This window comes from Brevibacillus fortis, assembly GCF_046196545.1.
Lineage (GTDB): Bacteria > Bacillota > Bacilli > Brevibacillales > Brevibacillaceae > Brevibacillus > Brevibacillus fortis_A.
On the sequence record NZ_CP176370.1, the window covers coordinates 3952508 to 3978219 of the forward strand.

The window sequence follows — 25712 nt, forward strand, 5'->3', positions numbered from 1 at the left end:
TGATCGAATGCCCGGTGATGTCCAGAAAGCTATGAGTCAACGGGATTTAACCTTGACGTTTGTTTTCCTCATTTAAAATGGAATGCTTTATCGGCCCAGGAAAAGTCAAAAAGTTTTTTTAGCATCAGCAAAGGCTTCTTTGTTTTCGATCAACGTTTCCTGTTCGACGCGATGTGACATGGTTTGACTGCCCCTTGATCTCTCTAATTTAACCTCTGAAATCAGCCAATCCAACGAGGTACTAAAAAAAGATGGTACTGTCTTGATCTCGGTTCCTTTGATATGTTTAACACCGTGCTCGCTATGAGACGACTGTTTGAAAGATGATTAGTCCAGTAAAGCAAAAGGTTGGAGATCCCATGAAAAAAAGTATTACATTATTGTTGCTTGTTGCGTTATGTCTTGTTAATTACAGATTGCTGGATACGATAGATCAGGATCCCTTTCTAATCACAGACTATAGCAGGCTGCATCCTGTAAAAGTCGAGCGAGTGGTGGATGGTAAAGAACAAGAGCAACTAATTCATTTACTAAAAGAAGCAAGAGATAAAAACCTGACCGTCTCCATAGCCGGACAGCGGCACAGTCAAGGTGGCCACACTTATTACAAGGACGGCATTGTCGTTGACATGACTCATTTCAACAAAATCGTATCGTTTGACCCGGCAACGAAAGTCATTCGCGTTCAAGCAGGGGCAACTTGGAAAGATATTCAGGACAAGGTAAATCCCTACGGGTTGTCGGTGAAGACGATGCAATCACAAAATATTTTTACCGTGGGTGGCTCGATTAGCATTAACGCTCACGGTAGGGATATCCGTAACGGCTCGCTGATCAAAAGCGTAGAGTCCTTTCGGCTGTTGACTTCAAAGGGTGAGATTAAGCAAGTCAGCCGAACGGAGAATGCTGACTTATTTCCACTTGTCCTCGGAGGATATGGGTTATTCGGGATTATTTTAGATGTAACCTTGACACTTACAGAAGATGAAATCTACAGGACGACGTCTGAGGCCATGACGGTTGACGAGTACAGCAACTATTTCTTGAGCCAGGTCAAATCAAATCCGGATATTCACATGCATTACGCACGAATATCAGTGGCGCCCGATCATTTTCTTACAGACATGTATGCCATTAACTATACGGTGGACAAGACCGTCCCCCTGATAGAGCACAATACGTTAAAAGCGACAGAGGATTTGGTCATTCCTACTAAGCTTTTATTTCATCTCAATCGTTCTTTCGATTGGGGAAAAAATATGTTCTGGAATCTCCAGCAAAAATTCTTCCAGGTACAGCAAAATAGCGTAATTAGTCGTAATAATGCTATGCGTTCAGAAACGGAATTTATGGAGTACAGAGGGATTGGCAAGAACGACCTTCTTCAGGAATATTTCATTCCTGTCGACCAGTTCGCTGATTTTGTACATCGTCTTAAAACGATATTGCCACAGGAAAATTTGAAACTGCTAAACATTACGGTTCGCTACGTGAATCAAGACGAGGAAGCAACTTTGTCGTATGCGCGGGAGGATATGTTTGCGCTCGTATGCTTGTTTAACGTTCCTCTTGAGGAGCAAGGACAGAGCTTATTTAAAAAGGGAATCCAACGAATTATCGACGAAGTCATCAGGCATCGCGGAACCTATTATTTGCCCTACGCTGCTTATCCGAGCTTGGAGCAGTTCCAAACTATATATCCGCGGTATAAAGAGTTTTTTGTGAAGAAGGATCAATATGATCCGGAACATTTGTTCATGAACTATTTTTATGAACAATATAAGGGGGAATAGGGCATGACGGTAAAATGGCTCATTCGGTCACAAAGCGTCGTTACGCTGGCCGCAGGAATGGTATACCCGTACTATTTGCTATTTCTTAAGAATCTAGGTAACAGTTATTCCAAGTATGGACTAGCTTTTGCCGTCTTTACGATAAGCTCTGCGGCCATTTCTCAATGGCTTGCTCCACGATTGGACAGGCATGGCATTCAAATCCTCATGATCAGTTCTCTAGGAATGATGCTGGCGATGCTTGCTTTTCCATGGGTGACGTCATATGTGTGGGTGCTAGTTCTCCAATTTGTTATGGGAAGCTGTAGTGCCATGCAAAAAATGAGCGAACGGCTATTGCTAGCAGATCACACGGAAAACGGAGCCCGCGGAACAATCATCGGTTCCTATCATTTCTGGACTTCGGTCTCATCTGGCTTTGCAGTGATTCTTGGGGGCTACCTCATCGACTGGCTAACAATCAATGCGTTGTTTTATACGAGCGCGCTATTGTACGGCTTCAGTGCGTGGGCGTGTTGGCGAATACGAAAAGCCAATTCAGACATGAACAAAGACATGAACAAAGAAACGAACGTAAACTAAATACGTTGAATGAGTTGCACGACAATCAAAAGACCAATCCCCTCGTCTTATCCCTGTTAAGTAGACAAATTAAAAAAGCATAAGTAACCAGTGTGTTTCGGTATTCTACCGAGGCACACTGGTTTAATTTTTTCTGAAACCGTTCATGGTTATAAAACCAATTGTATTTTTCAATGACTTAAATGAGATCTTCTCTGTCTTACACTCAGTAAAGTACAATGTCTCAGTTTTGAGATGCGTGAAAAAGGATTCGACCTAGGCGTTATCAAGGCAGTTTCCATTGGGGAGTGGCTGCCACTTATGGCAAGTTCCTTTATTCGCTTATTGTACTGCCGAGAAGTGTATTGGAAGCCCTGATCTGAATGTAGGGTTGCTTTCTACACGTCTCTTTCTTCTTCCACAGTAGTAAACTTGGTTCTTGGACGACCAACAAATGGAGTTGTCACTAGAACAATTCTTCCCTCTCTGATCGACAAAACCTTGACCACTATTTTTCTTTTGAACCCATTGCAGAACTTGCGTTTTACAAGGTACCCCAATTCTTTAGCTATTGCTCTATAACTCATCCCTCCTTGTTCGTACATGTCTACTGCCCTCAGCTTAAACGCCTCGGAATATCGCTTGAATGTTTGACCTTTTTTAGCCATGAGAAAATCCCCTCCAAGTAGGGTGTACCACCCAGCGTTAGGTGGGCGGGCTTTTTACACTGTCTACTCAAAGGGGATAATATCAATATTCATCGATTTTAACACCAGGGTGCTTTTCCAATGTCTACATTAAGGGGTGCACTACATTACCCAAGAGGTTTTTGACTGTTTCCTGTACTTTTATGCTTTGAACTTAGTTATGGATTGTTGCAATTCTTCCGCCATTCTGCTTACTACTTCAATAGCAGAAGCGATTTCTTCCATCGATGAATACTGTTCCTGCGCTGCTGCAGACACATTTTGTGTATGGGTCATAGATTGCTGTGAAGTATCCGCAAGCCCTCTTATCATTTTCACCACATGCTGAGAACTCGCCGTTACTTCTTCTACAATCGCAGACACTTCCTGTGATTGTACCGAAACATGTTCCACCATATTCGTAATATCATGAAACGCTTCACCTGCCTGCTGAACCATCTCAATCCCTTTATGAACAGCAGACGTTCCTTCTCCCATCGAACGAACTGCATGCCCTGCTTCTGCCTGAATTTCAGAAATCAACTGCCCGATTTCCTCAGATGCCTGTCCTGACTGCTCCGCCAGTTTTCGCACTTCATCTGCTACAACCGCAAACCCTTTTCCATGCTCGCCTGCTCTTGCTGCTTCGATCGCTGCATTTAAGGCAAGCAAGTTCGTTTGATTGGAGATTTCGGTAATCAGCGTAACAATCCGCCCAATTTCTTTCGACTTCTCACCAAGCGTATCAACAACTGACGCTGTCGTATTCACTTTTTGCTGGACAAGCTCAATCTGGGCTACTGTTTCTGTAACAACCCGGTTCCCTGTCGTCGCCTTATGATTTGCCGTTACTGTCAGATCGGCTACAGCCTGCATAGCAGATGCGGCTTGCTCCATTCCTTTGGAAATTTCTAAAGCGGCTTGATTTACTTGATCTGCACCGGACAGCTGATACTCTGCACTTCCTGCCACTTCTTGAATTGTTGTTGAAATCTGACTTGCCGCGTATTTTACCTGTTCACCCGTTGCCAATAGCTCCTCACAACTTGCCGATAATTCCATTGCATTTGTGTTTACCTGCTGCACGACACTACGTACACTGCGCATCATGTTGTTAAATAATTGGGTTAACATCCCTATCTCATCTCTCGCTTGATAATCTCCTTGTACGGTTAAATCGCCTTGCTCCGCTTTTGCCATTAATTCTTTCATCATGTGAAGCGGACGCGTAATGATGCGACCAATGACTAAAGTGAAAAGCGCACATAATACAATCGCAACCACTGTAATGATAACTGTCCAAGTAATCGCGCCCTTTGCATAAGCGGTATTTGTCTTATAGAGTTCTTCCGCTCTTTCCTGATTGTAATCCGCCAGTTTCTCCAGCTTACCACTCAACTGCGTACGAGTCTCTCTAACATTTTCTACATAATATTGGTAAGCTTGATCATTTTTATTGACCATCGCCAGAGCAATTACTTTCTCTACATTTTCCCAGTATGTACTGCGCAACTCTTTATATTGACCAAATATCTCTTTCTCCTGCTCATCCATTTTTGTTCTTTCATAGCTTTTTATCAACTGTGCGGTGGCTTCCTCTCTGTCGTTCATTGTTTTCTTCATTTCTTCATTCTCTTTCGGGTCTTTCGTTAGTAATAAGCCTAATGTATTTACCTCAACGACACGATTATTCAGTCGGATTTCAGAAAGCCATCTTACTGAATTCATCCGATCTTCATACATTTCAGTTGAATTTTCCGCCATACTTTTAATGTATGTAACCCCCACGAACCCTACCATGGTTAAAAATACAACTGCCATTATCATGAGCAGCAGTATTTTTCTTCTTACTTTTATATCCCTTATCCACTGCATTCCATTTTTGCTCCTTTATGTACAAATTTCCCAAGCATATATTCTAGAAGAACGTTCCATCTTTGTCCATATTCATTGAACTTGTTCAAAACATTTGAATAGTCTTGGTGTAATAACTATACAAATCGGCTATCTTTTCATTCATCCTGTAAACAGCTAACGTATACTGGACGAGGTCGTTGGTTCCGATGCTAAAGAACTGAACTTCCTTGGCTAAAGCATCTGCCTGGAGGCATGCGCCTGTGATTTCCATCTATTGCTCCAGGTGGGAAATCTCCGGAAACATAATCTGCAATCGCCCAGGCGCACTGGCACGAAGCAGAGCTCGCAGTTATATGTGGAACAGATCCGGACGGGTAAGCGAGATGCGAATGGCCCTGAAGCCGAGAAACGGGTTTTCTTCCCGGGGGAGCTCCAGAGCCGGCAGATACTTGTCGCCGCCCACGTCCAGCCGACAGATGATCACCGGTTTATCGCCAAAAGCGGCTACTACTCGCTTGTACGCTTCCGCACTGGTAGCAGTTCAACAGGTGGCCGATCACTTTATCACCATGTTTAAAAGCATGAACAACGATTATATGAAAGAGCGGCTGACGATATCCTCGATGTAAGCCGTCGCTTGATTCACAACCTGTAAGGAAGTGAGCAGACAGCAACTTTTCCGGAAAAGCCGTTCATACTTGTCTCAGAGGGCCTAAACACCTTCGGAAACGTTGCATTTGTACGCGGTATCGCTACGGCAAAAGGCGGTTCCACGTCCCACACGGCGATTTGGCCCGTTATCGAGAAAATGTGGCACAGACCGAAACGGAGCGTCAGGCGTATGAAGCCTTGAAGGACATGCCTGCTCAAACGCTCGATGGCCATAGTGTGCACTTGATGGCCAACATGGCTGTTTGGAGGAGACGGATGCGCTCGTAGCGTCCAATGTAGAGAGAATTAGTTTGTTCCGTTCTGAGTTCCACTTTATGAACCGAGACTCTCTCCCTGACGAGAATGAACAATATAATTCATGTCTTTTCAGAGTACAACCAATAATAACAATCTTATTTTAAAAGTGCGAAAGATTCATTTATATTCAAATCACCGTATAGTTGGTCAAACAGCTTGCCGTCTTCTGACTGGGAATCTAACGGATTGGACTGTGGAGTTGTATACACATACACCATGTCATTTGATTCTGCAATGGATGTCCCAACAGGCGGACCTGCTTCGCTAGAGAGGCGAGTCCAATCCGTTTTCGTAAAAACGGAGATCATCAGAAGCGTTTCAGAACTTTTTCCATCCTTCGTCGCATAATCGAACTGCACTACATGTTTGGCAGATGGCAGAATTTTGTCTGCATCTGCACCTGCGTATTGGTTCACCTTATAATTTCCGTTCCAAGAAATAGGAGGCTTAAAGCTGAAATTTGCTTGAGGGTTAGTGTAAAGGTTAGTTTTTCCGCTTTCCTGTGCAACATTCTGTGTTGGTTGTTCTACTTTGGCCGATGGCTGAATTTTATCTTTATCTGCACCTGTAGATTCGTTCACCTTGTGATGCCCATTCGAGGAAGTCAATGGCTTTGAGCTGAAATTTTCTTGAGAATCTGGGTGTTCTACTTTGTCATAGTTAACAGCAAGTAAGATGCCGATCACTACGCCGGATGTCAGTATGGTACCGACGATGATTTTTTTGAAATTCATGTTGGTTTCCTCTCTCTTCGTATAAGGTGTGTCGTTGTTTATGAGGGTATTATAAACAAGCGATATAATAAGGATAGTTACAGATAAGTGACACTTTATTTCATAAAACGTTTTGGCTGGCATTTAAAACGTGGCATTGGGGCATCTGCCGGTATGAAATGTCTGGTACTACTTCAGCCCTTTTTGTAAGACTGATGTTCGTTCCCATAGCCATAAATGTAGCCATTAAAATTGTTGTTTCTTCCTTGTTAGCGGTGCCCCTTATAGAAAATGTAACTGACTTTCTTTTTGTCTCGGCATCACATTAACGGACGGTTACAATTGTACCGCTAAGGGTATCGCCGTTTTGTTGCGGTTTGATCGCTTCCACCATCAGAGAAGCATATACTTTGGCGCCTTCCTCGACAAGATGCACGCCGTCCCGTGCGAAATACGAATCCTTGTTGGCGCTGGCCGCGTACCAGTCGACGAGTGTCACATTAGAGAACTGATTAGCTGCCTCCTCCAGTGCTGAGTTGACGACTTGTCCCCAAGGACGCGGCACTCGTGTATTTACAAGTACAATTTGCCGAACGTCTTTGAGCGAATTCATTAGATTAACAAGTGTCTTCTCCGAGAATGATCCGTTCGTGCCGAGCTCGATAATGACTACGTCGCCTAGCTTGCCGTTCGTCTTGAGTTGATCGACTACGTCCTGCGCCTCAGACAACTGTCGGCCCACTTTGCCGTTGATTGTGATTCCAGGAAGAAGGTTTTTCAGATAAGGAGCGACGTCGAGCATGACCGAGTCGCCGATCGCAGTCACTCTCTGACCCGTATCCGGCTCCAGAGTCTCAACGGGCTGTTTCGAGTCGTTTGGCTCCGAAATAAGTTTGTGTTCAGGGCGGACAGGATGGTCCCGCGGCAATGAGCCATCAAGTCCCGAATGTCCTTTGCTGTCGAGTGCTGCATCGAATTCTTGCTGAGAGTTCGGCGACGCTGTCCCATCCGTTTGAAGGTTTCCGGCGCCTTGTGAAACTGTGCTCGTCGCCATGTTAGAAGCACAGCTAGTTATACTGACTAGAAAAAGCATAAGTACGAGTAGCTTATACACCGAAGCCATGTTGCGACCGATCGATACCCGATTCCTCCGTATTTTCCGTTTACCCAAACCGCCGTTGCGAATCGGCTCCTCGATAAACCGCCACGATAGCGCGGCAAGTACAACACTCGCGATTACCTGTAATATGCTGCGTACAATACTGGTCTCGCCGGTGTTGACCACAGGACTTGTCAGGACGATAACCGGATAATGCCAAAGATAAATGCCGTAAGATCGAACACCAAGCCACCGCAGCGGTTTCCACCCCAACACTTTTCCCAGTCGGCTGACCGGATGGGCGAGCACCGCTACCACTGCGGCTGTGGCGACGGACAGTAGCACAAATCCTCCTCGGTAAAGAAAGCTGTCGTACGGATCGGTTAGCCAGATCATGACCACAATCGTGACCAGACCAGCCGCCCCGATGCAATCAAGGAGTAAACGTGCTCGAGGCGCAGCTTTTACGGAGAGATTGCGGCTTGGCCATATCATGGCGAGCGCGGCGCCGATGAGCAGGGCGAACGCTCTCGTATCTGTTCCGTAGTAAACCCGGCTCGGGTCAGTACCTGGCTCGTAAAGCAACGCCATCGCTAGCGCCGAAACAAGCGCGAGCGCGAGAGTCAACGCGAGAAGCCGCCATCTCCGCGGCGAGAAGTGAAGACCGATAACAAGAAGCAGCGGCCACAGTAGGTAGAACTGCTCCTCCACGGCGAGCGACCAGAAATGACCAAACGGGGAAGGCGGACCGAAGCTCGAAAAATACGAAACCTCGTGAAAGATACGCCACCAGTTGTTGACATAGAGCAGCGTCGACAGGACCTCCCCACGAAGCGGTATCAGTTGGGAGCGATCGAGTAACGTGATCCATACCATGACGACCGCAATTGTGACGAGCAGCGCGGGCATCAGCCGCCGTCCCCGTCTTAACCAGAAGTCTTTCCAATCAATCTTCCCGTCTCTTTTCCATTGTGCAATGAGGATGTCTGTGATAAGGTACCCGGACAATACGAAAAACACGGCGACACCTAGTAACCCCCCGGGAGCCCAGCCGACATTGAGGTGATAGACGATGACGGCAAAAACAGCGAGTGCCCTCAGTCCGTCAAGTCCAGCCATATAGCGGCCATTACCGTTCAGCGGCTTAGGCATACCTTTCGCCCTCCTCCTCTATTACAACGAGTGTATCGAACGATGGAAATCGATCATTTGTTATGCGGCTCGACGCCGCAAGCCTGTTAATTTTGTTCTGCTTCAATCGTTTCATGCCATGCATCTGCACTCTGCCCTTTCGATGACAATAATGAATAGGTTTCACACTAAGCTTGACAGACACCTGTTACTCGAATTCGATTTTTATTTTATATATTCGTTACTTACTAATGCATTGGCAATCACATTGGTTGGTATGACAAATTCCAACACGCCCATAAATCCGGGTGCGGCTTCGTATTTATTAAAGGAGATAACAAGTTTACCTTCATTGTTAATATAAAAGCTTTGATCTTTCGCAATCGTTTCAAAACTCATGGAACCTTCTACCCAATATTCCTTTTCGGGGTCTGCCTTCATCTGCTGTCTCATCTGTTCTTTAATATTTTCAGTGATTAGGTTAATATAGCTATCATCTTTAAATAAACTTGGCAAGGTAATCAAAAGTTGATTTTTCTTGTCTATTGTGTCGTATTTAAAAGTTGTTGAGGAGGAACCAACCGTATTTACAACATATCTGCCCACGACAAGGATTTGATCATTGTCAGTTTTGATTACGTAATCGCTTTTTACACCTACATGACCTCCGCCATTTTTCTTTAATTCCTCCATTTCAGTCTTAAATTCGTTATAAAGCTCTTTATTTTCTTCCAAATATTTTTTGTTTAGGGTGTCTTCTAACGTTTTATTTTTCATGTTTGTAATTGCCGGTACTTTTATTTCGGCTTTAGCAGGTCCGTCATCTACATTAAATTCTCTAAAAGTTAACACCTTGACAAGCGAGCCAACCAATGGTACCTCCGATAGGGCATGTGCAAAGGCGGGGCTAGTATTAATCCCTGTTATCAATAAAAAAGCTGCAGCCGCAATCCCAACGAGAGGCTTCATCATTTTCACTTGATTTTTCTTTTTTTGTTTGAGGGCTTTCTTCACGACGAAATCCAATTCATCGGGGATAGGCGTATTCTTATATTTTCTTTTCAATTGTTCCAGTTGTTCGCTCATATTATTTTACCTCCTGTAAAATTTCATCGCTCATTTGAATTCGAAGTTTGCGAAGTGCTTGATACAATCGAGTTTTTATAGTGTTGATGTTTTCGTTCATCACTTCCGCAATTTCTTCAATTTTTAAATCCTCAAAATATCTAAGTATAACTACAGTCCGATAGGCATTGGGTAATTCCTCCAAAGCCTTCTCTAAATCAATGTCATGGTAGGCATCTTCACTTATGGGGCTGTGTAATTCCAACACCTTATCATCTACTAGTTGAATCCTCTTTTGTTTTCTAAGGAAATCGAGAGATGTATTCACCACAATTCTGTAAAACCAGGCTTTTAGCGAACCCTCGGATTTTAAGGTTTGTGAAGATGACAATGCCTTATGGATAGAGTCCTGAACAATATCCAGTGCATTATCTGCATTCTTTACATAACTGAATGCTAATTGATACACATTCTGTTTATTTTCCGTAATAAAACGGATAAGTAATTTTTCTAACTTTCTATCCATTCAAAGATTCTCCCCTTGATATGCGCTTATCATTTCCTTGCCTTACATGTAAAAGACGTCTGAGCTAACCCAAAAGTTTGTTTTTCGATAATGGCAAAAACCAGCGTCCCTGACACCTTCCTCACAGTAAAAATGAAGGTTGCTCCAATGTAACGTGGATAAACGAACTATAAATATTTCAATGGAATAAGAAACTCGATGTCCCTTTGAGGAAATCGAGTTTCTTGTTAAATAATTGTAAGTTTGCTGGGAAAGTATATAACTAATCGTTTTATTGTTTTACAGTGCTTTGGTTATCAGCAAATACCATTTTCAGTTTATTTTCTTCCAAAGCTAAGACAAGATGATCCACATTTCCACCATTTCCTCCTTGTGGAGCCGTAACAATAATATCGTTCACCTTGTTACCCGTATAGTCACCAATAATTAGGTTTGGTTCTCTTCCTAACTCCCCATGTAATGATCCATCTTCCCCTTTGAACAACCAATCATATTTTACGTACCCTTGGTTTTTTCCATCCTGCACTACGATAGATAAATTGTCTGCATAAGCATCTAATGTTCCATCAATCATTTCTTTTGTTCCAACCAATATCACTTTGTCTTCAATAGAGTCACCGTTCACATCGGCCATTTTGTAATCAAGTACATACGTATTTTCTTTTGGTTTAAGTTCGGGCGCTATAAATTTTTGACCAATTTCCACTTTTTTGGCTTGAACTGTCTGTTCTGCAGAAGCAACTTGGAGTTTTCCCACTCCTGCTGCACAAATAAAACCTGCGAGTACCAAAAAAGAAAGTTTCTTTACGTGTTGATTTTTCATTTTTTTAACCTCCATTTATCATTTGCTTGCCTTACACATGAAAGACGTATGAGATACCCTAAAAAGTTTGTTTTTCGATTAATCACTGAAAGACACCGGGCTAATGCCATTTTTATTACATGTGCTCTCGACCATCATGCGATGGAGAATGGAAATCCAACTCATTTATATCGCAGTAATTTTAGGTTAATATAATCAATTACTTCATCTTTCTCCATTTTCTTCATATAGACCATTTCTTTACTTAAAATAAGCCAATGCATATCGACCTTGTATTGAATTACCAAAGATACTAATACTTCTATAGAAGGAGTTGATTTATCTGATTCAATTTCGCTTAAACTTGCATGTGATATACCAAGACTTTTGGCAAAATTAACTAGAGTCATATCATGTTTTTTCTTACCAATTTGACTCGCTCACTAAAGGATTTGTTTGCTGAAACGATCCAAGAAATACTCGAAGCTGAGATGGAATCCTCTCTTGGATTCGCAAAGCATGCCATGAAAAAACAAGCGTACTTCGAATAGCCGTAATGGATACAGCAAAAAACCGTCCGCTCCGAGTAGTGCGAGGTGGACATTAACGCTATTGGAGCGAATGGCAACTTCTACTATGTTTCAACCGTAGATTATAAGGGGAATTCGTTGAAAAGGGTTATTTCGAAGTCAGTGGCTTGGTAGGGAATTAAATATCCCGTTCCACCCTAGAAAATGAAACGGGATGTTTTTTGGGGATTTTGTCATTCGGAGTTACCCTTTTGGGACAGTCCCAGGTAGTTCATTATTTTAACGTGGCATCCCTGAAGGTTTCTTCTCCTGCTTCCATCGTCAACAATACTTTTGCACTACCAATTTCTGTCGAAGGAATCTTAAAGAGATTCTTATCGATCACAACAAGGTCTGCTTCCTTCCCTTGTTCAATGGAACCAGTGATTTTATCTGAAAAGCTGGCATAGGCACCGTTAATCGTGAAGCTGGCAATCAAATCAGCAACCGATGCTTTTTCTTCAGGTCCCAGCACTAACTTAGGATCGGTATTTCCGAGCTCCTCTCTGGTGACACCTACTTGTATTCCGTATAATGGATCAAATTTCCACGTTATCGGATAGTCACTGGCAGAGGCCACTTTCACTCCGTTATTGATCAGACTCTTCATCGGATACTCACGACTCGCCCGTTCCTCTCCGAGATAAGGCAGTTCAATGTTTTCATAATAGCCTGGTGATTTAATAAACCAATATGGATTGGCAACAGCCACAACATTCAATTTTTCCATGCGCTGAATATCACTTGGCTGAACAATTTGAAGATGAGTCATCTGATGGCGAGAATCTCTTTTTCCATTCTTCTTTACCGCGTATTCAAAACCATTCAAGGTTTCTTTGGTGGCAGCATCTCCGACAGAATGAACATGCATGGCAAAACCTGCTTTATCCAATGCAGCAGCTGTTTCGTTAAAGACTTGAGGGTCCCATTGCGGTTTTGCATTGTGCTTATCCATATATGGTTCAATTAGTGCAGCTGTTCCTCCCTCGATTACACCATCCATGAATACCTTCACCGAGTTTACCTGGACATCGGGTCCGTTTAGTTTCGCCCGTTCTTCTACCAACGATTTTACTTGTGACGAACCCTTGGAAGGATCAGTGGCCAATGAAACACGATATTTTAGATGAAGTTTGTTTTCTGCTTCAAGAGCCTTTAATGCTTTTAGGGCATTACTACCTGGAACAGCTAGCGCGAGATGGACAGAAGTAATCCCTTTTTCTGCTGCCATCTGCTCATACGCTAAAATCCCTTCCTTATACTCTTCTTCAGAGTAATCCGGAATAATCCCCAAAACCAGATCTTGAGCGGTCTCCCGAAGAGTACCAGTAGGTTCCCCCGTAACATCGTCTCGCTCAATTACGCCGCCTTCTGGATTCTTGGTATCCTTGGTAATACCGGCCAGTTCAAGAGCTTTAGAGTTCACCCACACCGAGTGATGGTCTCCTGAGGTTAAGACAACAGGTATATCCTTTACGATTTGATCAAGATCCTCTTTTTTCGGGCCCTTTCCGGGGAAGACAGGGTTTTCCCAGCCAAATCCCTTCAAGCCTTTAAGATTAGGGTTCTTTTGAACAAATTCTTTAATTGTATGGAGATAATCCTCCCGCGATTCTTTTCCAACCAGATTCACTGAAAAGATTGTTTCAACGGCTGCAGTCACATGAGTGTGGCTATCAATAAAACCAGGAAGAACCATCTTTCCACCAAGATCAACCACTTTGGTCTTTGAGTTTTGATAAGGTTTTACTCCTTGATTGGTGCCAACATATACAATTTTCCCATCGCTGATCGCTATGGCTTCAGCAAAATCGCGCTTTGCATTAACGGTGTAAACGGTACCGTTTTGCAATATGACATCTGCCTTTTTACTGATGGGATTCGTTGCATTTGTTTGGGCCTGTGCAAATCCTGAGAAAAGTGTACTCATTAAGAGAGATGCAAGAGCAACATTCACCGTCTTCTTTAGCTTCATACAATCACCTTTCCTGCGTGTCTACTATTCACTTCAGGAAAAATTCTATATAAAAAATAGGTAGAGAAATATGTTCATAGCAGACGAAAAATGAATACTTTTTCATCCATGGTGGAGGTTTCTTTGTCCGAATAAATCATACAGCTTAAAGGCTAACATGAGATTAAACCGCTCTTCCGGATCATCCAGCTCCAACTGTAATAAGCCTGTTATCTTTTCTAATCTATACTTCAGTGAACTTCGATGGATAAAAAGATATTCTGCAGTTTCTTTTAAATTCCCGTTCATGGCTAAATATACTCTCAATGTATCAAACAGGTCTTTTCCCTTTTCATTTCCGTAGTTTAATAACGGGTCCAGATATTTCTTGATGAACAATTTTGCCGCAAAACTCTCTTTAAGATCAAATAAAATGGAAAGAGAACCAAGATTGTCAAAGTTTTGTATACGTTTGTTTGATAAGCGGTTACTTACGATTTTCAAAGCTTGATGAGCTTGGCGATAACAAACGTGGAAGTCTTCTATGGTCTGTGTCCTAGAACTTATTCCTAAAAAAATTTCAATTCCTTGTATGGTTGGTGAAACAACATCCCTAATTTGTTTATGAATCAGTTTCCAATAGAGGTTGCTGTCTTTTTCTTTTTGGTCAGGAACAATCAGAACATAGCGTTCCTCTTTTTGCGTTACGATAATATTTCGATCAAAAAGGTGTAATGCTGTTCTGATTCTTTCCCATATCCAAGTCATCTTGAGCTTAAATGATTGTAAATCCGCTTCTCTATGATTACATTCGATAGATAATACACCAATTCTATTAGGTTCAAACAGATTGAGATTAAACAGATTGGCATATCCGATCATTTTTTCTTTATCTTCAATCTTTTCCAGGAAAAGTTGATGGATAAAACCGTCCTTAACCTGTTCTTTTGCATCTGCCACAAGTTTTTGCTTTTTGATCTGAATCGCATATACATCCAAGGCGTAATTCAGTGTCATTCGCATTTCCAGATCGAATTCCTGTTTACTTGCTTTCACACCTACATACCCGAATAGCTCAATGCCACAAACTACCTTCCATATTCCAAGATGATTGTCTTCCCCATATTGGAGCCACTGCTCTCGATCAGGTATATTCATGATTTCCCATGCTTTTACATTCAGTTGTCTTACGATTTCCTCTAGCTCCTCATTACGTTCTCCCATGAAAAAACTGGAGATCGGATGCAGGAAACGATCAAATAGAATAACTGTTTTTCCAATCAAATGTGAGAGGGTTTTGGTAATCTCAAAGTAACCATCACCTACCAGAGCCTGTGTCACTAATTCTTTATAGTGAATCATTCGTTTTTCCAAGCGATTTTTGTCTTCCAGTTCTGCCTTCAATTTCTGCTTTTCTTTCTCTTTGTTTTTTACCATTTCCATTACGATTGCGAAATCTTTCCCATATTCCCCAAAGGACTTGTCCGCTTGGATATTCAAGGGAGCCGCCTCCCGATATCCAACAAAACAGACATCAAAATTGGTCGAGTCGCTTTCCTTAATTGGGAAGGTAAACCAGGTAACAAAACCTTCATTCTCAAATTCCCTAAGCAGATCACAACTCTTCCATACCTCGATACCATCCATAGAACAATGTGGTTTAGATAAACAGCATTCCAAACAAGACGAACACGATAATGGAAACTTCTTCTCAAAACTCTGTGAGTCTCCTCTTCTTGTTCGAATACTCAAGACATCCTCTGATTTTTGAATAATTGCAACGTAGTCACAGACAAACTCATCCCAAAATGACTCTAATAGAAACCGCAGTGCTTCATCAACGGTTTCTAGTTTGTGCAAATTTCTCGCAGCATTACGTAAGTGTATATCGATATCTTCAATACTATTCTGCCCCCAAATCCACTCCCATTTGTCCATTATATCCCTCATTTCTATCAGTTAAATATGAAAGAAACCCAACCAGAAGCGTTGCCACAAACATCATAATTGATATTCGTTCAAAACGCTGCCACTTAATTCAACAATCTTGGTACACCATATGTAAAATATAATATGTGATCCCTATTATTAATTTGATCTATTAAGTTTTATCGATCTGAGTTGATTCGTAACAATCGGGACAAAACCATTTTCCAATACGCGAAGAAAGTTATTATCTGGGATATGCTTCATGTTGAAGATACAAATTGAAGGGTCTGCTGCGCAGCTGACACCTCGTATGTTAACAGGAGGTACTTTTTTATCTAACGCCAAATTCTTTCCTTACAGGAATGCTCCTATTAATCTCTATTTTCCGAGTTTTAAAAAGAAAGGCAGAATAGGACTCGATTGTCGAGTTCCATTCTGCCTTTCTTTTTAAAGTATTGCTGCTTTGCCTAACACCTTCTATTTTCGAACCTCTATCATTATTTTTGTCACATACTCTTCGCTAGTATTTTTGGTTACCGCATCTAGGACGTATTCTTCATACGAATATTCCCCGATTTGAAGTTCGTGGGCTTTTATAAATGCAAGCATTTCTTCATAAGTTGCAGTAATCCTCTCACTCTTTCCAAAATGATAGCCAACCACATACAACCCCTTTGGCTTTGTATAGCAAGTTATCGCTTCATGATTTTCTGTTTGTTTCATATATAAATTCGAATAGTTTTCGTAATCTGCTGACAATAGTTGATTACGTGAAACCATCGCTCCAATTGGATAACCCGTATCGAGACGATGCGTATGGAGCGCATCGATAAAATCAGAAACAGCCCGTACAAAGTCTCGGTCCGTACAATCTAGAATGGCATCACTGGAAAATAATTTTTCCTCCGAAAGTTCTTCTATATGAATACGTGAAAAATCGGTTTTGATGGCTTCCTTGGTCAAGCTAAGCTTCGTTTCAATCATTTGTTGGATTTGCTGCAGGTTTTGAATTTTGCGCTGAATTTTAGACGCTTTATCTTCTAAAAGGCTAACAAAGTTTTCTGGTGTTTTGTTTTCCAAAAAGGGTTTTATTTCTTTTAAGGGCATCCCGACCTCTTTTAATAGTTCAATCACGTTAAATAACTCAAACTGTCGATACGAATAGAATCGATAGCCCTTCTCATTTTTAATATCTGGTGACATTAACCCGATGTCATCATAATAAAACAATGTTTGCTTATTGACTCGACATAGCCTCGCAAATTCCCCTGTCGTAAAATATTTGTGTGTCGCCTCTGACATATAAACCTCCCTCTCTTGACTATATAGTTACTATATAGTGTACATTTCTTACTATAAATTTAAGCGAAAGGGTTTGATAGTCATGAATATCATTATTCGTGACATAACGCCAGAAAATGTTCAAGAAATCCTGCAATTACGTGTCAAAAAGGACCAAACCTCATTTATCGAAACACCTCAAAAATGTTTACAAGATGCAAAAGCATGTAGCTATTATCAACCAGTAGGGCTATATACTGGCAAAGAATTAGTTGGATTTGCGATGTACGGGGAATTCCCGGGTGAAGATGAAATAGAAGATAAACGTGTTTGGTTAGATCGCTACTTTATTGACCACCGTTATCAAGGATATGGCTTAGGTAAGCAATCATTGGAAGCTCTTATTCAGCACCTTGTCAAACAGTATAACTGTGAAAAAATTTACTTAAGTGTATTTAAGGACAATGTCCAAGCCATTCGTATTTATCAAAAATATGGATTCAAGTTCAATGGAGAAATTGATATTAACGGTGAAAAAGTCATGGTGAAGAAAGTCAATGTATAAATACTGAGGGAGACGACTTATGGAGCAAGCGACGATTTTATTAGAACAAAAAGCTGTTAGGCCATTGTTTTTTCTTATTTAGTGCCGTCTTTACTTGGAATGCTGCTAATGCATTTTTGTCAGTATTGGGATTGGACCTGAAGCAATTGTAGCCATTAATATTACAGCGCCAATCTTCTCTATTCTATTATCCATTTCATTGTGGATGGGGATAGGAGGAGCCACTTTATATTCAATTTTTCTAGGTCAGAAGAAATATAAAGAAGCACAAGCAGTCTTTACACAATCATTTGGAGTATCAGGGGGCAACTCAGCCATATATTTTTCCAAAACGGCACGGCAAGTGGCATTCATCCATTGTTGGTAAGCTTACTGTGCCTTTTCTAATACATAGGAAATATCATGTATGATGTAAAGAAGCTTATCCTTCAATTTGAAGTTGTGGTAAAATCCGCCTTTTGATGTTCCACTTTCCTTTACAATTTGCTCAACCGTCAATCTCTAAGTGATTTCTCGCATGCTATTTACCCGCGCTTATTATAACACAAGATTTACTGACACCATGCCTGTAATATCTCAATGAATTGATGCGCATAAAACGGTTTGGACAAATGTTCCTGTAACATCTTATCGATGGCAATCACAACAATTTTACAACCGACTCAGGAGAACTCCTTTTTCAATACGTTGAAAAGATTATAAAACTGGTTAACCAAACAAAAAAGAGCCTGCCTTTTTCCCCAATCCATCTCCCTGAAATTAACTCTAACTAACTCACGGAAAATAGTGCACATTCAAAGATCACTTAGTATCAATGAAAGAATCCAATGCATTAAAATACTGATAACGGATACAGTTTTTTCAAGAAGTAACTCACCGCAGGCAAAATCCTCCCGGGTGAGTTCATTCTTGTTTTACCACATCCTACCACGAGACAACATCAAACGTCGCTTGGATGGTCGTGCACTTAAATAATATGTTGTTTTTTATAGGATATAAATTTATTTGTAAATAATTTATAGTGAGCTTGATCGCCGCAAAATTGGCAAAACAGTTTTGTGGAAGAAACCTTGTTGACATGTGGAACTTGAATTGTTCGTAATCCTTCTATCAAATGTTTCTTACAAACATAAACCATTGCAACCTCCTCATTTCCATTGTGAGAACATGTGACCATAGGAGAACGTAATAGTTCTCTAAGTTACACCGATTCAATAATCATAGAAATCCCTTGACCTCCGCCGATACACAAGGTAGCCAATCCATATTTCTTCCCTTGATTTTTCGATTTAACCGCCAAATAATTCAAAATTCTCGCGCCACTCGCCCCGACCGGGTGACCTAATGCGATAGCTCCTCCGTTCACATTCACTTTCTCCCGATTCAGGCCTAGTTCTTGTTCGACGGCTAGGTACTGGGAGGCAAACGCTTCATTAGCTTCAATCAAGTCGATGTCATCGATGCTTAAACCTGCTTTCTTTAAAACTAATCTGCTCACTGGCACCTGGCCGATTCCCATGATGCTCGGGTCAACTCCAGCAATTCCACACGAGACAATTCTTGCCAGGGGAGTTGTCCTTGCATTCTTTTTCATGTAAGATTCGCTTGTCAAAATCACAGCCGAAGCCCCAACGTTGATGCCGCTGGCATTTCCAGCAGTAACTGTTCCATCCTTCTTAAAGGCCGGCTTTAAATCCTCCAGCCTTTCAAGTTTAGCATCATGGCGAATATATTCATCCTCGGCGATGGTGATCTGCTTTCCTTTATTCGTTAGAATGACAAGCGTAATTTTCTGCTTGAACCGACCCTCCTGTTGTGCTCTGGCGGCTTTCAATTGCGATTCCAGTGCAAATTGATCTTGCAAGTCACACCCGATTTCAAATTGATCGGCCAAACATATGCTCGATTTCTTCCGCTTGGACCTTGCTCTTCTCAATCGCTTCCCTGGAAGCAATAGCCCCAAGCTCCACAGCGAAAACATCCTTTAAGTTTCCACCAAAGCTGCCGAACGGAGTTCTTGCTCCTCCCAAGATACTAGATTAAAAAAGTTATGGATCTCTGATTGATCGAAAAGCGAGAGATCACAGGATGCATGATCGCTCACACTGTCTTTTCCTTATCTTTATATTTCCTTTTACTTAGCCCCAAGTCCCCCATCAACAGCCAGTATTTGTCCCGTGCAATAATTAGAAGCTGCAGAAGCAAAGTATAGGACAGCTCCTACTAAATCATTATCTTCGCCTAGTCTTCTTGCTGGAACTTGGGTAGCAAGGAAAGCACCAGCTTTTTGGACAAGTGTTCCAGGAATTTCGGGGTTGTTCATTCCTGTTTGGAAAATTCCAGGAGCAATGGAATTCACATTTACGCCATTGCGACCCCACTTGACGGCAAGATCCTTCGTTAGAGTCATCACTGCACCCTTGCTGGTTGTATATCCTACAGAGTCTACTACTTCCGGGTCCGTACCTTTACCTCCAATAATAGAAGAAATATTAATGATTTTTCCGTATTGGTTGTCGATCATATGGCTTCCTACCGCCTGACACATCAAGAATGTTCCTGTAACATTGGTATTGATCATGTCTTGCCATTGTTTTAATGTCATTTCGGTCGCCGGCGCTTCTGAAACCGTCCCGCTACTGTTGGTTAAAATTTCAATCTTTCCAAAATGCTCAATGGCCCTTTTCACACCTTTACGGACAGATTCAGGATCCGTGACATCTAATGCTATGGCAAGTGCTTGTTTTCCTAAAGCTTCTATTTCTTTTACAACGTTCTCACAAATCTCTACACGACGCGAGCATACTACAATGTTTGCACCTGCTTCCGCCAACGCCAGCGCCATGAAACGCCCTAACCCGGTACCGCCTCCTGTAACAATTGCTGTCTGTCCAGTTAAATCAAACATTTTGTTAAATGACATAATAGATCTCCTCCTAGAAATGGTGTTTAGATACTTACTTTCTTGTCTGCTTTTATTGGAGTGTGACTTTGATTTGCGGGACGTACAACGACCCAAAAGAACAATCCGATAACGAACATAACCAATGAAGCTACTTGAAACCCATAACGATATCCGATTGCTTCAGTCGCTGCATATTGGATAATGAACCCGAATACGAGAGGAGCAATCATACTCCCTGTATTTGCGAGAGCAATATACATCCCTTGTGCTTTTCCGATGTTTTGGGCAGAAAAAAGTTCCATCAATACGGCGGGTCCAATTGAGAGAACGAGCATTCCTAAACCTGGAGCAAGGGTCAAGAACAGTATCGAGAGAGCACTCGAATTCACTACACTTCCAAGAAATATACAAAGTGCGGACAGCACCATCGACAAACCTGCAAGATTTACTCGTGCTTTACGAATATCTCTTGTCTTGCGATATAGCCTGTCTGATAGCATGGCAAATCCAATTTGACTAATAGCAGCGAAAAGAAAAGGTAGAGCCACGGCAAGTTTTAATAATTGACTATCAAAATGTTGAATTTTGGTAAAGTATACTGGATACCAAATCACTTGAATGGCCACTAAAAAATATGCACAAGCTCCACTCAAAGCGACAAAGACGAAATTTTTAGAAAATAGATGCGGGAGAAATTGGCGCCAAGAAAGTTTAGCGAGGTTTGATGAATGCTGCTCCTCTTGATCAAATGAAGGCAAACCAATTTCTTGTGGACTTTCTTTACCAAAAAACTGCCAAAAAACTACCCAAATCAGTCCTACGATACCCATGGCTATAAAAGCAGATCTCCATCCATATTGATCTGTCAAGGAGATTAATAGTGGAGAAGCAATCGCAGGTCCAATCATTGTTCCAAACAGAATAGCGGCATAGCCGATCCCATGTTTTTCTTTCGGGAACCATTTTCCCAACATAGCAGTTGCTACAGCGGCGGCTGGACCTTCGCCTGCTCCCAAGATGATTCTTGTCAACACCAAGAGAGACAGACTGGAAACAAAAGGTGTGGCAAATTGAACAGTCAACCATATCATCGACAGCCAAATAAACATTTTTTTCGTGTTTTTGGAATCAGCCATACCACCTAGTAAGATCGATGTTAGGGTGAAAAACAAATAAAAGGAGCTCCCCACAAGTCCCCATTGGGAAGGACTTAAATGTAACTCATTCATGACGGGGACGGAAACCAAACCTATGATAATTTTGTCAACTTGGTTGATCATACCGATAAGAACTAGAAACAACAATATAATCCAGGAGTATTTAGGAGTGTTCCGTATAATAATCCCCCCTAACATTTTACTTTTTAGGGAACGCCTTCTCTTGAAATCTGAAAAGGCACTCCCTCTCACATGAATCCATTGGTTTTCCAAATTCAAGCCCATTTACCTCAGGTTTTCTACACTACCGTTTAGCTGTTTTTTCACGTACAGGAATACCACCGCTAAACACATCGAATTCTGGGGCAACTTCTCGACCATTTGGCATCATGAGCCACAATCTTAATAAATGACGTCTGCGTTCCTCTTCTTCATAATCTTCAAATACAGTCCGTGAATGAAGAACGGTGTAATTGTTGACGAATTGCATATCACCCGGTTCCATCATCATATCAATCTGCAAGTTTCCATCATGAAGGAGGGAATCCATTACATCAAATGCTTCGATTTCCATTTTTGACAGTTTGATACCTGTTTTCTCTTGTGCAGATTCAACATAATAACGCATAAATCTACAGCTCAATTTACCATCGTAATAACTAAAGATCGGTGATGAAAATACGGGAGATTCACCTTTTGCTTGTTCCCCGCGAAGATCATGGAAGAGTGGGCGATAGAGGATTCCAAGATACTCTGGGTACTTCTCCAGTATTTCATTATAAAGAGCCATTGCACTCGCCAGACTGCTTAAACCGCCAGATTTCGCTTTGCGAAGACAGAGTAACCCGACTACGTCCGTTAAATCTGTGTGATAAGGAAGATGTACATTCGTTTGGTAAGCACGTACACTTGTATTGGAAAAGTCGAGACCTCTGTCTTTGATATGTCCCAAGAGGTCGCCTTTTGCGTTTTGCGTTACCGGAATGCCCAAATTAAGCCCGAGACCATAGTAAATGATGCTCGCTTCTTCATCTGTATACCTTTCCATCGGCAATCCACGAATTAATAGAAACCCTTTCCCATTCTCCAGTTCGTCAATAAAGTAAGCGTTTTCATCAGCGAGATCAGGAATCGGGAAATCCTCCTTGTTAATATCAGGTACTTGTAAACCCTTTTGCTTCACTTGAAATAAAGCGTTTTCAAGAGATGCGATCATTTTGTCGGACATATAATAAATCCATGAATCATCTTTCGTGAGATCACTCCCTTTCCAAGCTACTGAACCTTGAATTGTTTCCTTTAGAATGGATCCCATAAAAATTCCTCCTCAAATAATATGGCTGGTTTTACCTTCAGTCAGTTCTCTTAATTCTCTGCGTAAAATTTTCCCTGCTGAGTTCTTTGGTAACTCCTTTAAAAATTCTACATATTCTGGAAGTTTGTACTTCACCAGCTTTTCCTGACAGAAGCGAATCATGTCATCCTTAGTGATCTGTTCATCCGAGACGACGACATAAGCTTTTATGCTTTCACCGTATTCCGCATCTGGTACTCCGATCACGGCCGCCTCTAATATTGCAGGATGTTCATAAAGGACTTCCTCTACTTCACGGGGATATACATTGTACCCGCCAACGATAATCATGTCTTTCTTGCGATCAACAATGTAGATGTATCCTTCTTCATCCATTCTGGCTAGATCACCCGTGTAAAACCAGCCATCCTTTAAAACAGCTGATGTAGCTTCCGGCATGCTCAAGTATCCCTTCATGACATTTGGGCCTTGGACAACTAATTCTCCGACTTCTCCTTTCGCCAATTCTTTTCCGTATTCATCTACCACTTTGCTCTTGACACCAGGAATATCCAGACCGATAGAACCTGGCTTGCGTGTTCCCTTTAAAGGATTAAAAGCGACGACAGGAGCAGTTTCGGAAAGGCCATACCCTTCCAAGATAAACACGTTAAACTTGTTTTGAAATTTTTGCAGCACCTCAACTGGAATGGAGGCACCTCCAGAGATGCACAAGCGAATGGATGAGAGATCTTCCGCAGTTACTTCAGGCAATTGATAGATAAAATTGTACATCGTGGGAACTCCTGCAAACACAGTTCCCTTTTTTTCTCGGATGGTGCTGACCACATCGAGAGAGCTGAATCTAGGCACGATAAGGACAGTTGCCCCGCAAGCAATTGGCGCATTCAGACAAACGGTCATACTAAAAACATGAAACATCGGCAGAACAGCTACGACGCGATCTCCCTCAAACATTTCCAGTAATTTGAAAACGGAGTCTGCATTCGAAGCCAGGTTTCGATGAGATAACATCACACCCTTTGGTTTACCGGTTGTTCCTGATGTGTATAGAATGACGGCAAGGTCTTCCTGATCAATGAGAGGACTTTCACAAACATAATTGCCTGTTTCCATCAGATGCTCCCAAGTCCATTCCTGATCCTTTGCATCTGTATAAATGACGAGTTTTAGATTTTCCAATTGTCCCTTTATTTCTGATAACTTCGGTTCTACTGATATATGAGCAATGACCGCTTTGGCTTGACTATTGTCTAAAATATAGGTGATTTCCCCAGAGGTAAATAAAGGATTGATTGGAACAGCAAATGCACCGACACGTAAAATGCCGTAGTACGCGATGACAAATTCAGGGCTGTTTCCTAATACAAGAGCTACTCCATCACCTTTCCCGATTCCTTGGGCAGACAACCCGGCAGCGAATCGATCCACCTGCTGATTTAATTCTTTATAAGTAACACTTTTATCTCCATAGATATAGGCGTTACTATCCGGGAAATTACTTGCGCTTCTTTTCAAATTTCCATCTAAATGATAACTCATTACATAATACTCCCCCTTTACTCACAATTAGGTGTTTGTAAATAGTGATTATTATGACTTTTATGACTGTTTAGAAATCTTATTTTGATTATACTCATCAATTGCAATTAAATAAAATTAGAGTTTTTTACTTGCAAGTAAGTATTGCTAATATTGGAAAAGGTAGCTACAACCGGTATCAGCAAGTCCATTAACAATTAGAAAAGGAGTTAGGGCTCAACATTTTTAATCACTCAAGAGGGCACGGTGAAGTACCATATCCTTGATCAAACTCTCGTCACGTAAAACGGTGAATATATGAAACGTTCTGGCTGTATAACCATGATTGAAAGACAAAGGCTGTTCCCCTTTTAATATTAGTAATACTTACTTGCAAGTAAAAATATTTAATTTTATTTAATTATTTTTAACAAGTATAATCAAATGTATAAAAGAGTTAATATTCACAAAAATCATTTTCTATTTTGGTCGCATAAAGTCTTGATTAAAACAGGAGGTATTGTATGGACTTAAAGTTATCTGGAAAAAAAGCACTCATTACAGGAGGAAGCCGGGGAATTGGTAAAGCGATTGCCCGACAGTTGGCTCTGGAAGGTGTAGATTGTACGATTTGTGCAAGAAACGAATCCGCATTAGAGATCGCAGCAGATGAATTAGCCCAAGAAACAAAAAGAAATATCTATCCGATCGTGGCAGATACCTCGAATCCTGACTCTATCCTACATTTAGTTGAACAATCGGCAGCAGCGATGGGTGGTATTGATATTCTCATCAACAGCGGAGCTCGTGTTGGGGGTGGAGAGCCAGAGGATTTTAACCGTATTAAAGATGAACTTATTTTGAAAGATTTTGAAGAAAAGTATATGGGCTATTTTCGTTGCATGCGAGCTGTTGCTCCATATATGATGAAAAACAATTGGGGGCGCATCGTTAATATAAGCGGTCTGGCTGCCAGAATAGGAGGCAATTATTTTAGTTCCGGTCCGCGTAATGCATCTGTTGTCCATTTAACAAAATCTGCATCATTGGAATTAGGAAAGCACGGAATTAACGTCAATGCTGTTTATCCAGCCGTTACCGTGACGGAAACGATTAAAGAGCGATTCCCTAATGAGGAGGATTTGCGCAAGGCAGTAGAAATGTATCCGATTGGCCGCTTGGTTACAGCGGAGGATATTGCTTATGTCGTTACCTTCCTGGCTTCACCTTTGTCGACATCGATTACTGGCGATGTCATTTCGGTAACTGGCGGCATAGGGAATACCGTTTTTTACTAATAGCTAGGACAAGTCA

23 protein-coding genes and 3 pseudogenes are annotated in these 25712 nt (G+C 41.6%); 6 read left to right on the forward strand and 20 right to left on the reverse strand.

The annotated features are described in order from the left end of the window. Window positions 1-359: 359 nt before the first annotated feature. Both ACKKE8_RS19620 and ACKKE8_RS19625 read left to right on the forward strand, forming a co-directional pair. A complete protein-coding gene (locus ACKKE8_RS19620) occupies window positions 360-1793 on the forward strand; it encodes an FAD-dependent oxidoreductase (RefSeq protein WP_409174524.1) in 1434 nt (477 codons plus the stop codon). Between the two features lie 3 nt (window positions 1794-1796). Next, window positions 1797-2375, forward strand: a complete 579-nt coding sequence (locus ACKKE8_RS19625; RefSeq protein ID WP_409174525.1) for an MFS transporter — start codon at window positions 1797-1799, stop codon at window positions 2373-2375. Between the two features lie 25 nt (window positions 2376-2400). On the opposite strand, the gene ACKKE8_RS19630 is transcribed toward ACKKE8_RS19625, so the two are convergent. From ACKKE8_RS19630 to ACKKE8_RS19675, 10 genes and pseudogenes are all read right to left on the reverse strand, one after another. Beyond that, entirely contained in the window at window positions 2401-2550 is a 150-nt protein-coding gene (locus ACKKE8_RS19630) for a hypothetical protein (RefSeq protein ID WP_409179166.1), read from the reverse strand. 202 nt (window positions 2551-2752) lie between these two features. Beyond that, a complete protein-coding gene (locus tag ACKKE8_RS19635) occupies window positions 2753-3022 on the reverse strand; it encodes a transposase (protein ID WP_409174526.1) in 270 nt (89 codons plus the stop codon). Window positions 3023-3202: 180 nt separating this feature from the next. Beyond that, complete coding sequence (locus tag ACKKE8_RS19640) at window positions 3203-4915, reverse strand: methyl-accepting chemotaxis protein (protein ID WP_409174527.1); 1713 nt, start codon at window positions 4913-4915, stop codon at window positions 3203-3205. An 85-nt stretch (window positions 4916-5000) separates the two neighbouring features. Then, window positions 5001-5420 (reverse strand): annotated as a pseudogene (locus ACKKE8_RS19645) (putative PEP-binding protein); the annotation flags it as partial. Between the two features lie 541 nt (window positions 5421-5961). After that, window positions 5962-6600, reverse strand: a complete 639-nt coding sequence (locus ACKKE8_RS19650; protein WP_409174528.1) for a hypothetical protein — start codon at window positions 6598-6600, stop codon at window positions 5962-5964. A gap of 304 nt (window positions 6601-6904) precedes the next feature. Continuing rightward, a complete protein-coding gene (locus tag ACKKE8_RS19655; protein WP_409174529.1) occupies window positions 6905-8830 on the reverse strand; it encodes an acyltransferase family protein in 1926 nt (641 codons plus the stop codon). 204 nt (window positions 8831-9034) lie between these two features. Next, complete coding sequence (locus ACKKE8_RS19660; protein WP_409174530.1) at window positions 9035-9895, reverse strand: RsiV family protein; 861 nt, start codon at window positions 9893-9895, stop codon at window positions 9035-9037. 1 nt (window position 9896) lies between these two features. Continuing rightward, window positions 9897-10400 (reverse strand): RNA polymerase sigma factor, encoded by a 504-nt coding sequence (locus ACKKE8_RS19665; protein ID WP_409174531.1) that lies wholly within the window; start codon window positions 10398-10400, stop codon window positions 9897-9899. A 271-nt stretch (window positions 10401-10671) separates the two neighbouring features. Next, complete coding sequence (locus tag ACKKE8_RS19670) at window positions 10672-11223, reverse strand: hypothetical protein (protein ID WP_409174532.1); 552 nt, start codon at window positions 11221-11223, stop codon at window positions 10672-10674. 161 nt (window positions 11224-11384) lie between these two features. Then, window positions 11385-11612: a helix-turn-helix domain-containing protein gene (locus ACKKE8_RS19675; RefSeq protein ID WP_409174533.1), complete on the reverse strand. Its 228-nt coding sequence runs from the start codon at window positions 11610-11612 to the stop codon at window positions 11385-11387. A 33-nt stretch (window positions 11613-11645) separates the two neighbouring features. On the opposite strand from ACKKE8_RS19675, the pseudogene ACKKE8_RS19680 reads away from it, so the two are divergent. Continuing rightward, a pseudogene (locus tag ACKKE8_RS19680) lies at window positions 11646-11775 on the forward strand (transposase); the annotation flags it as partial. 231 nt (window positions 11776-12006) lie between these two features. Here ACKKE8_RS19680 and ACKKE8_RS19685 read toward each other — a convergent pair. From ACKKE8_RS19685 to ACKKE8_RS19695, 3 genes are all read right to left on the reverse strand, one after another. After that, window positions 12007-13746, reverse strand: a complete 1740-nt coding sequence (locus ACKKE8_RS19685; protein WP_409174534.1) for an amidohydrolase — start codon at window positions 13744-13746, stop codon at window positions 12007-12009. Window positions 13747-13848: 102 nt separating this feature from the next. After that, window positions 13849-15663 carry a PucR family transcriptional regulator gene (locus tag ACKKE8_RS19690; protein ID WP_409174535.1) on the reverse strand — a complete coding sequence of 605 codons (1815 nt, stop codon included), beginning with the start codon at window positions 15661-15663 and terminating at the stop codon, window positions 13849-13851. Between the two features lie 468 nt (window positions 15664-16131). Then, the gene (locus ACKKE8_RS19695; protein ID WP_409174536.1) at window positions 16132-16956 is read right to left on the reverse strand and encodes a MerR family transcriptional regulator; all 825 of its coding nucleotides are present in this window, start codon (window positions 16954-16956) and stop codon (window positions 16132-16134) included. An 82-nt stretch (window positions 16957-17038) separates the two neighbouring features. Between ACKKE8_RS19695 and ACKKE8_RS19700 the strand changes: the two genes are divergently transcribed. Continuing rightward, the gene (locus ACKKE8_RS19700) at window positions 17039-17500 is read left to right on the forward strand and encodes a GNAT family N-acetyltransferase (protein WP_409174537.1); all 462 of its coding nucleotides are present in this window, start codon (window positions 17039-17041) and stop codon (window positions 17498-17500) included. Between the two features lie 124 nt (window positions 17501-17624). Continuing rightward, window positions 17625-17867: an MATE family efflux transporter gene (locus tag ACKKE8_RS19705; protein ID WP_409179167.1), complete on the forward strand. Its 243-nt coding sequence runs from the start codon at window positions 17625-17627 to the stop codon at window positions 17865-17867. Window positions 17868-17872: 5 nt separating this feature from the next. Here the strand turns inward: ACKKE8_RS19705 and ACKKE8_RS19710 are convergent. The 7 genes and pseudogenes from ACKKE8_RS19710 to ACKKE8_RS19740 form a co-directional block, all read right to left on the reverse strand. Beyond that, a pseudogene (locus ACKKE8_RS19710) lies at window positions 17873-17998 on the reverse strand (TetR family transcriptional regulator); the annotation flags it as partial. Between the two features lie 703 nt (window positions 17999-18701). Further along, window positions 18702-19394: an acetyl-CoA C-acyltransferase gene (locus tag ACKKE8_RS19715; RefSeq protein ID WP_409174538.1), complete on the reverse strand. Its 693-nt coding sequence runs from the start codon at window positions 19392-19394 to the stop codon at window positions 18702-18704. Then, window positions 19378-19530 carry a hypothetical protein gene (locus tag ACKKE8_RS19720; RefSeq protein ID WP_409174539.1) on the reverse strand — a complete coding sequence of 51 codons (153 nt, stop codon included), beginning with the start codon at window positions 19528-19530 and terminating at the stop codon, window positions 19378-19380. Before ACKKE8_RS19720 ends, ACKKE8_RS19715 begins: the two co-directional genes overlap by 17 nt. Before the next feature lie 104 nt (window positions 19531-19634). After that, the gene (locus ACKKE8_RS19725; protein WP_409174540.1) at window positions 19635-20423 is read right to left on the reverse strand and encodes an SDR family NAD(P)-dependent oxidoreductase; all 789 of its coding nucleotides are present in this window, start codon (window positions 20421-20423) and stop codon (window positions 19635-19637) included. Window positions 20424-20449: 26 nt separating this feature from the next. Further along, on the reverse strand, window positions 20450-21760 hold the full coding sequence (locus ACKKE8_RS19730; protein ID WP_409179168.1) for an MFS transporter: 1311 nt from the start codon (window positions 21758-21760) through the stop codon (window positions 20450-20452). Window positions 21761-21866: 106 nt separating this feature from the next. Continuing rightward, window positions 21867-22877: a TauD/TfdA family dioxygenase gene (locus tag ACKKE8_RS19735; protein ID WP_409174541.1), complete on the reverse strand. Its 1011-nt coding sequence runs from the start codon at window positions 22875-22877 to the stop codon at window positions 21867-21869. 12 nt (window positions 22878-22889) lie between these two features. Continuing rightward, window positions 22890-24419, reverse strand: coding sequence for a long-chain-fatty-acid--CoA ligase (locus tag ACKKE8_RS19740; protein ID WP_409174542.1), 1530 nt, complete (start codon window positions 24417-24419; stop codon window positions 22890-22892). Window positions 24420-24922: 503 nt separating this feature from the next. On the opposite strand from ACKKE8_RS19740, the gene ACKKE8_RS19745 reads away from it, so the two are divergent. Continuing rightward, on the forward strand, window positions 24923-25696 hold the full coding sequence (locus tag ACKKE8_RS19745; RefSeq protein ID WP_409174543.1) for an SDR family NAD(P)-dependent oxidoreductase: 774 nt from the start codon (window positions 24923-24925) through the stop codon (window positions 25694-25696). Window positions 25697-25712 lie beyond the last annotated feature (16 nt).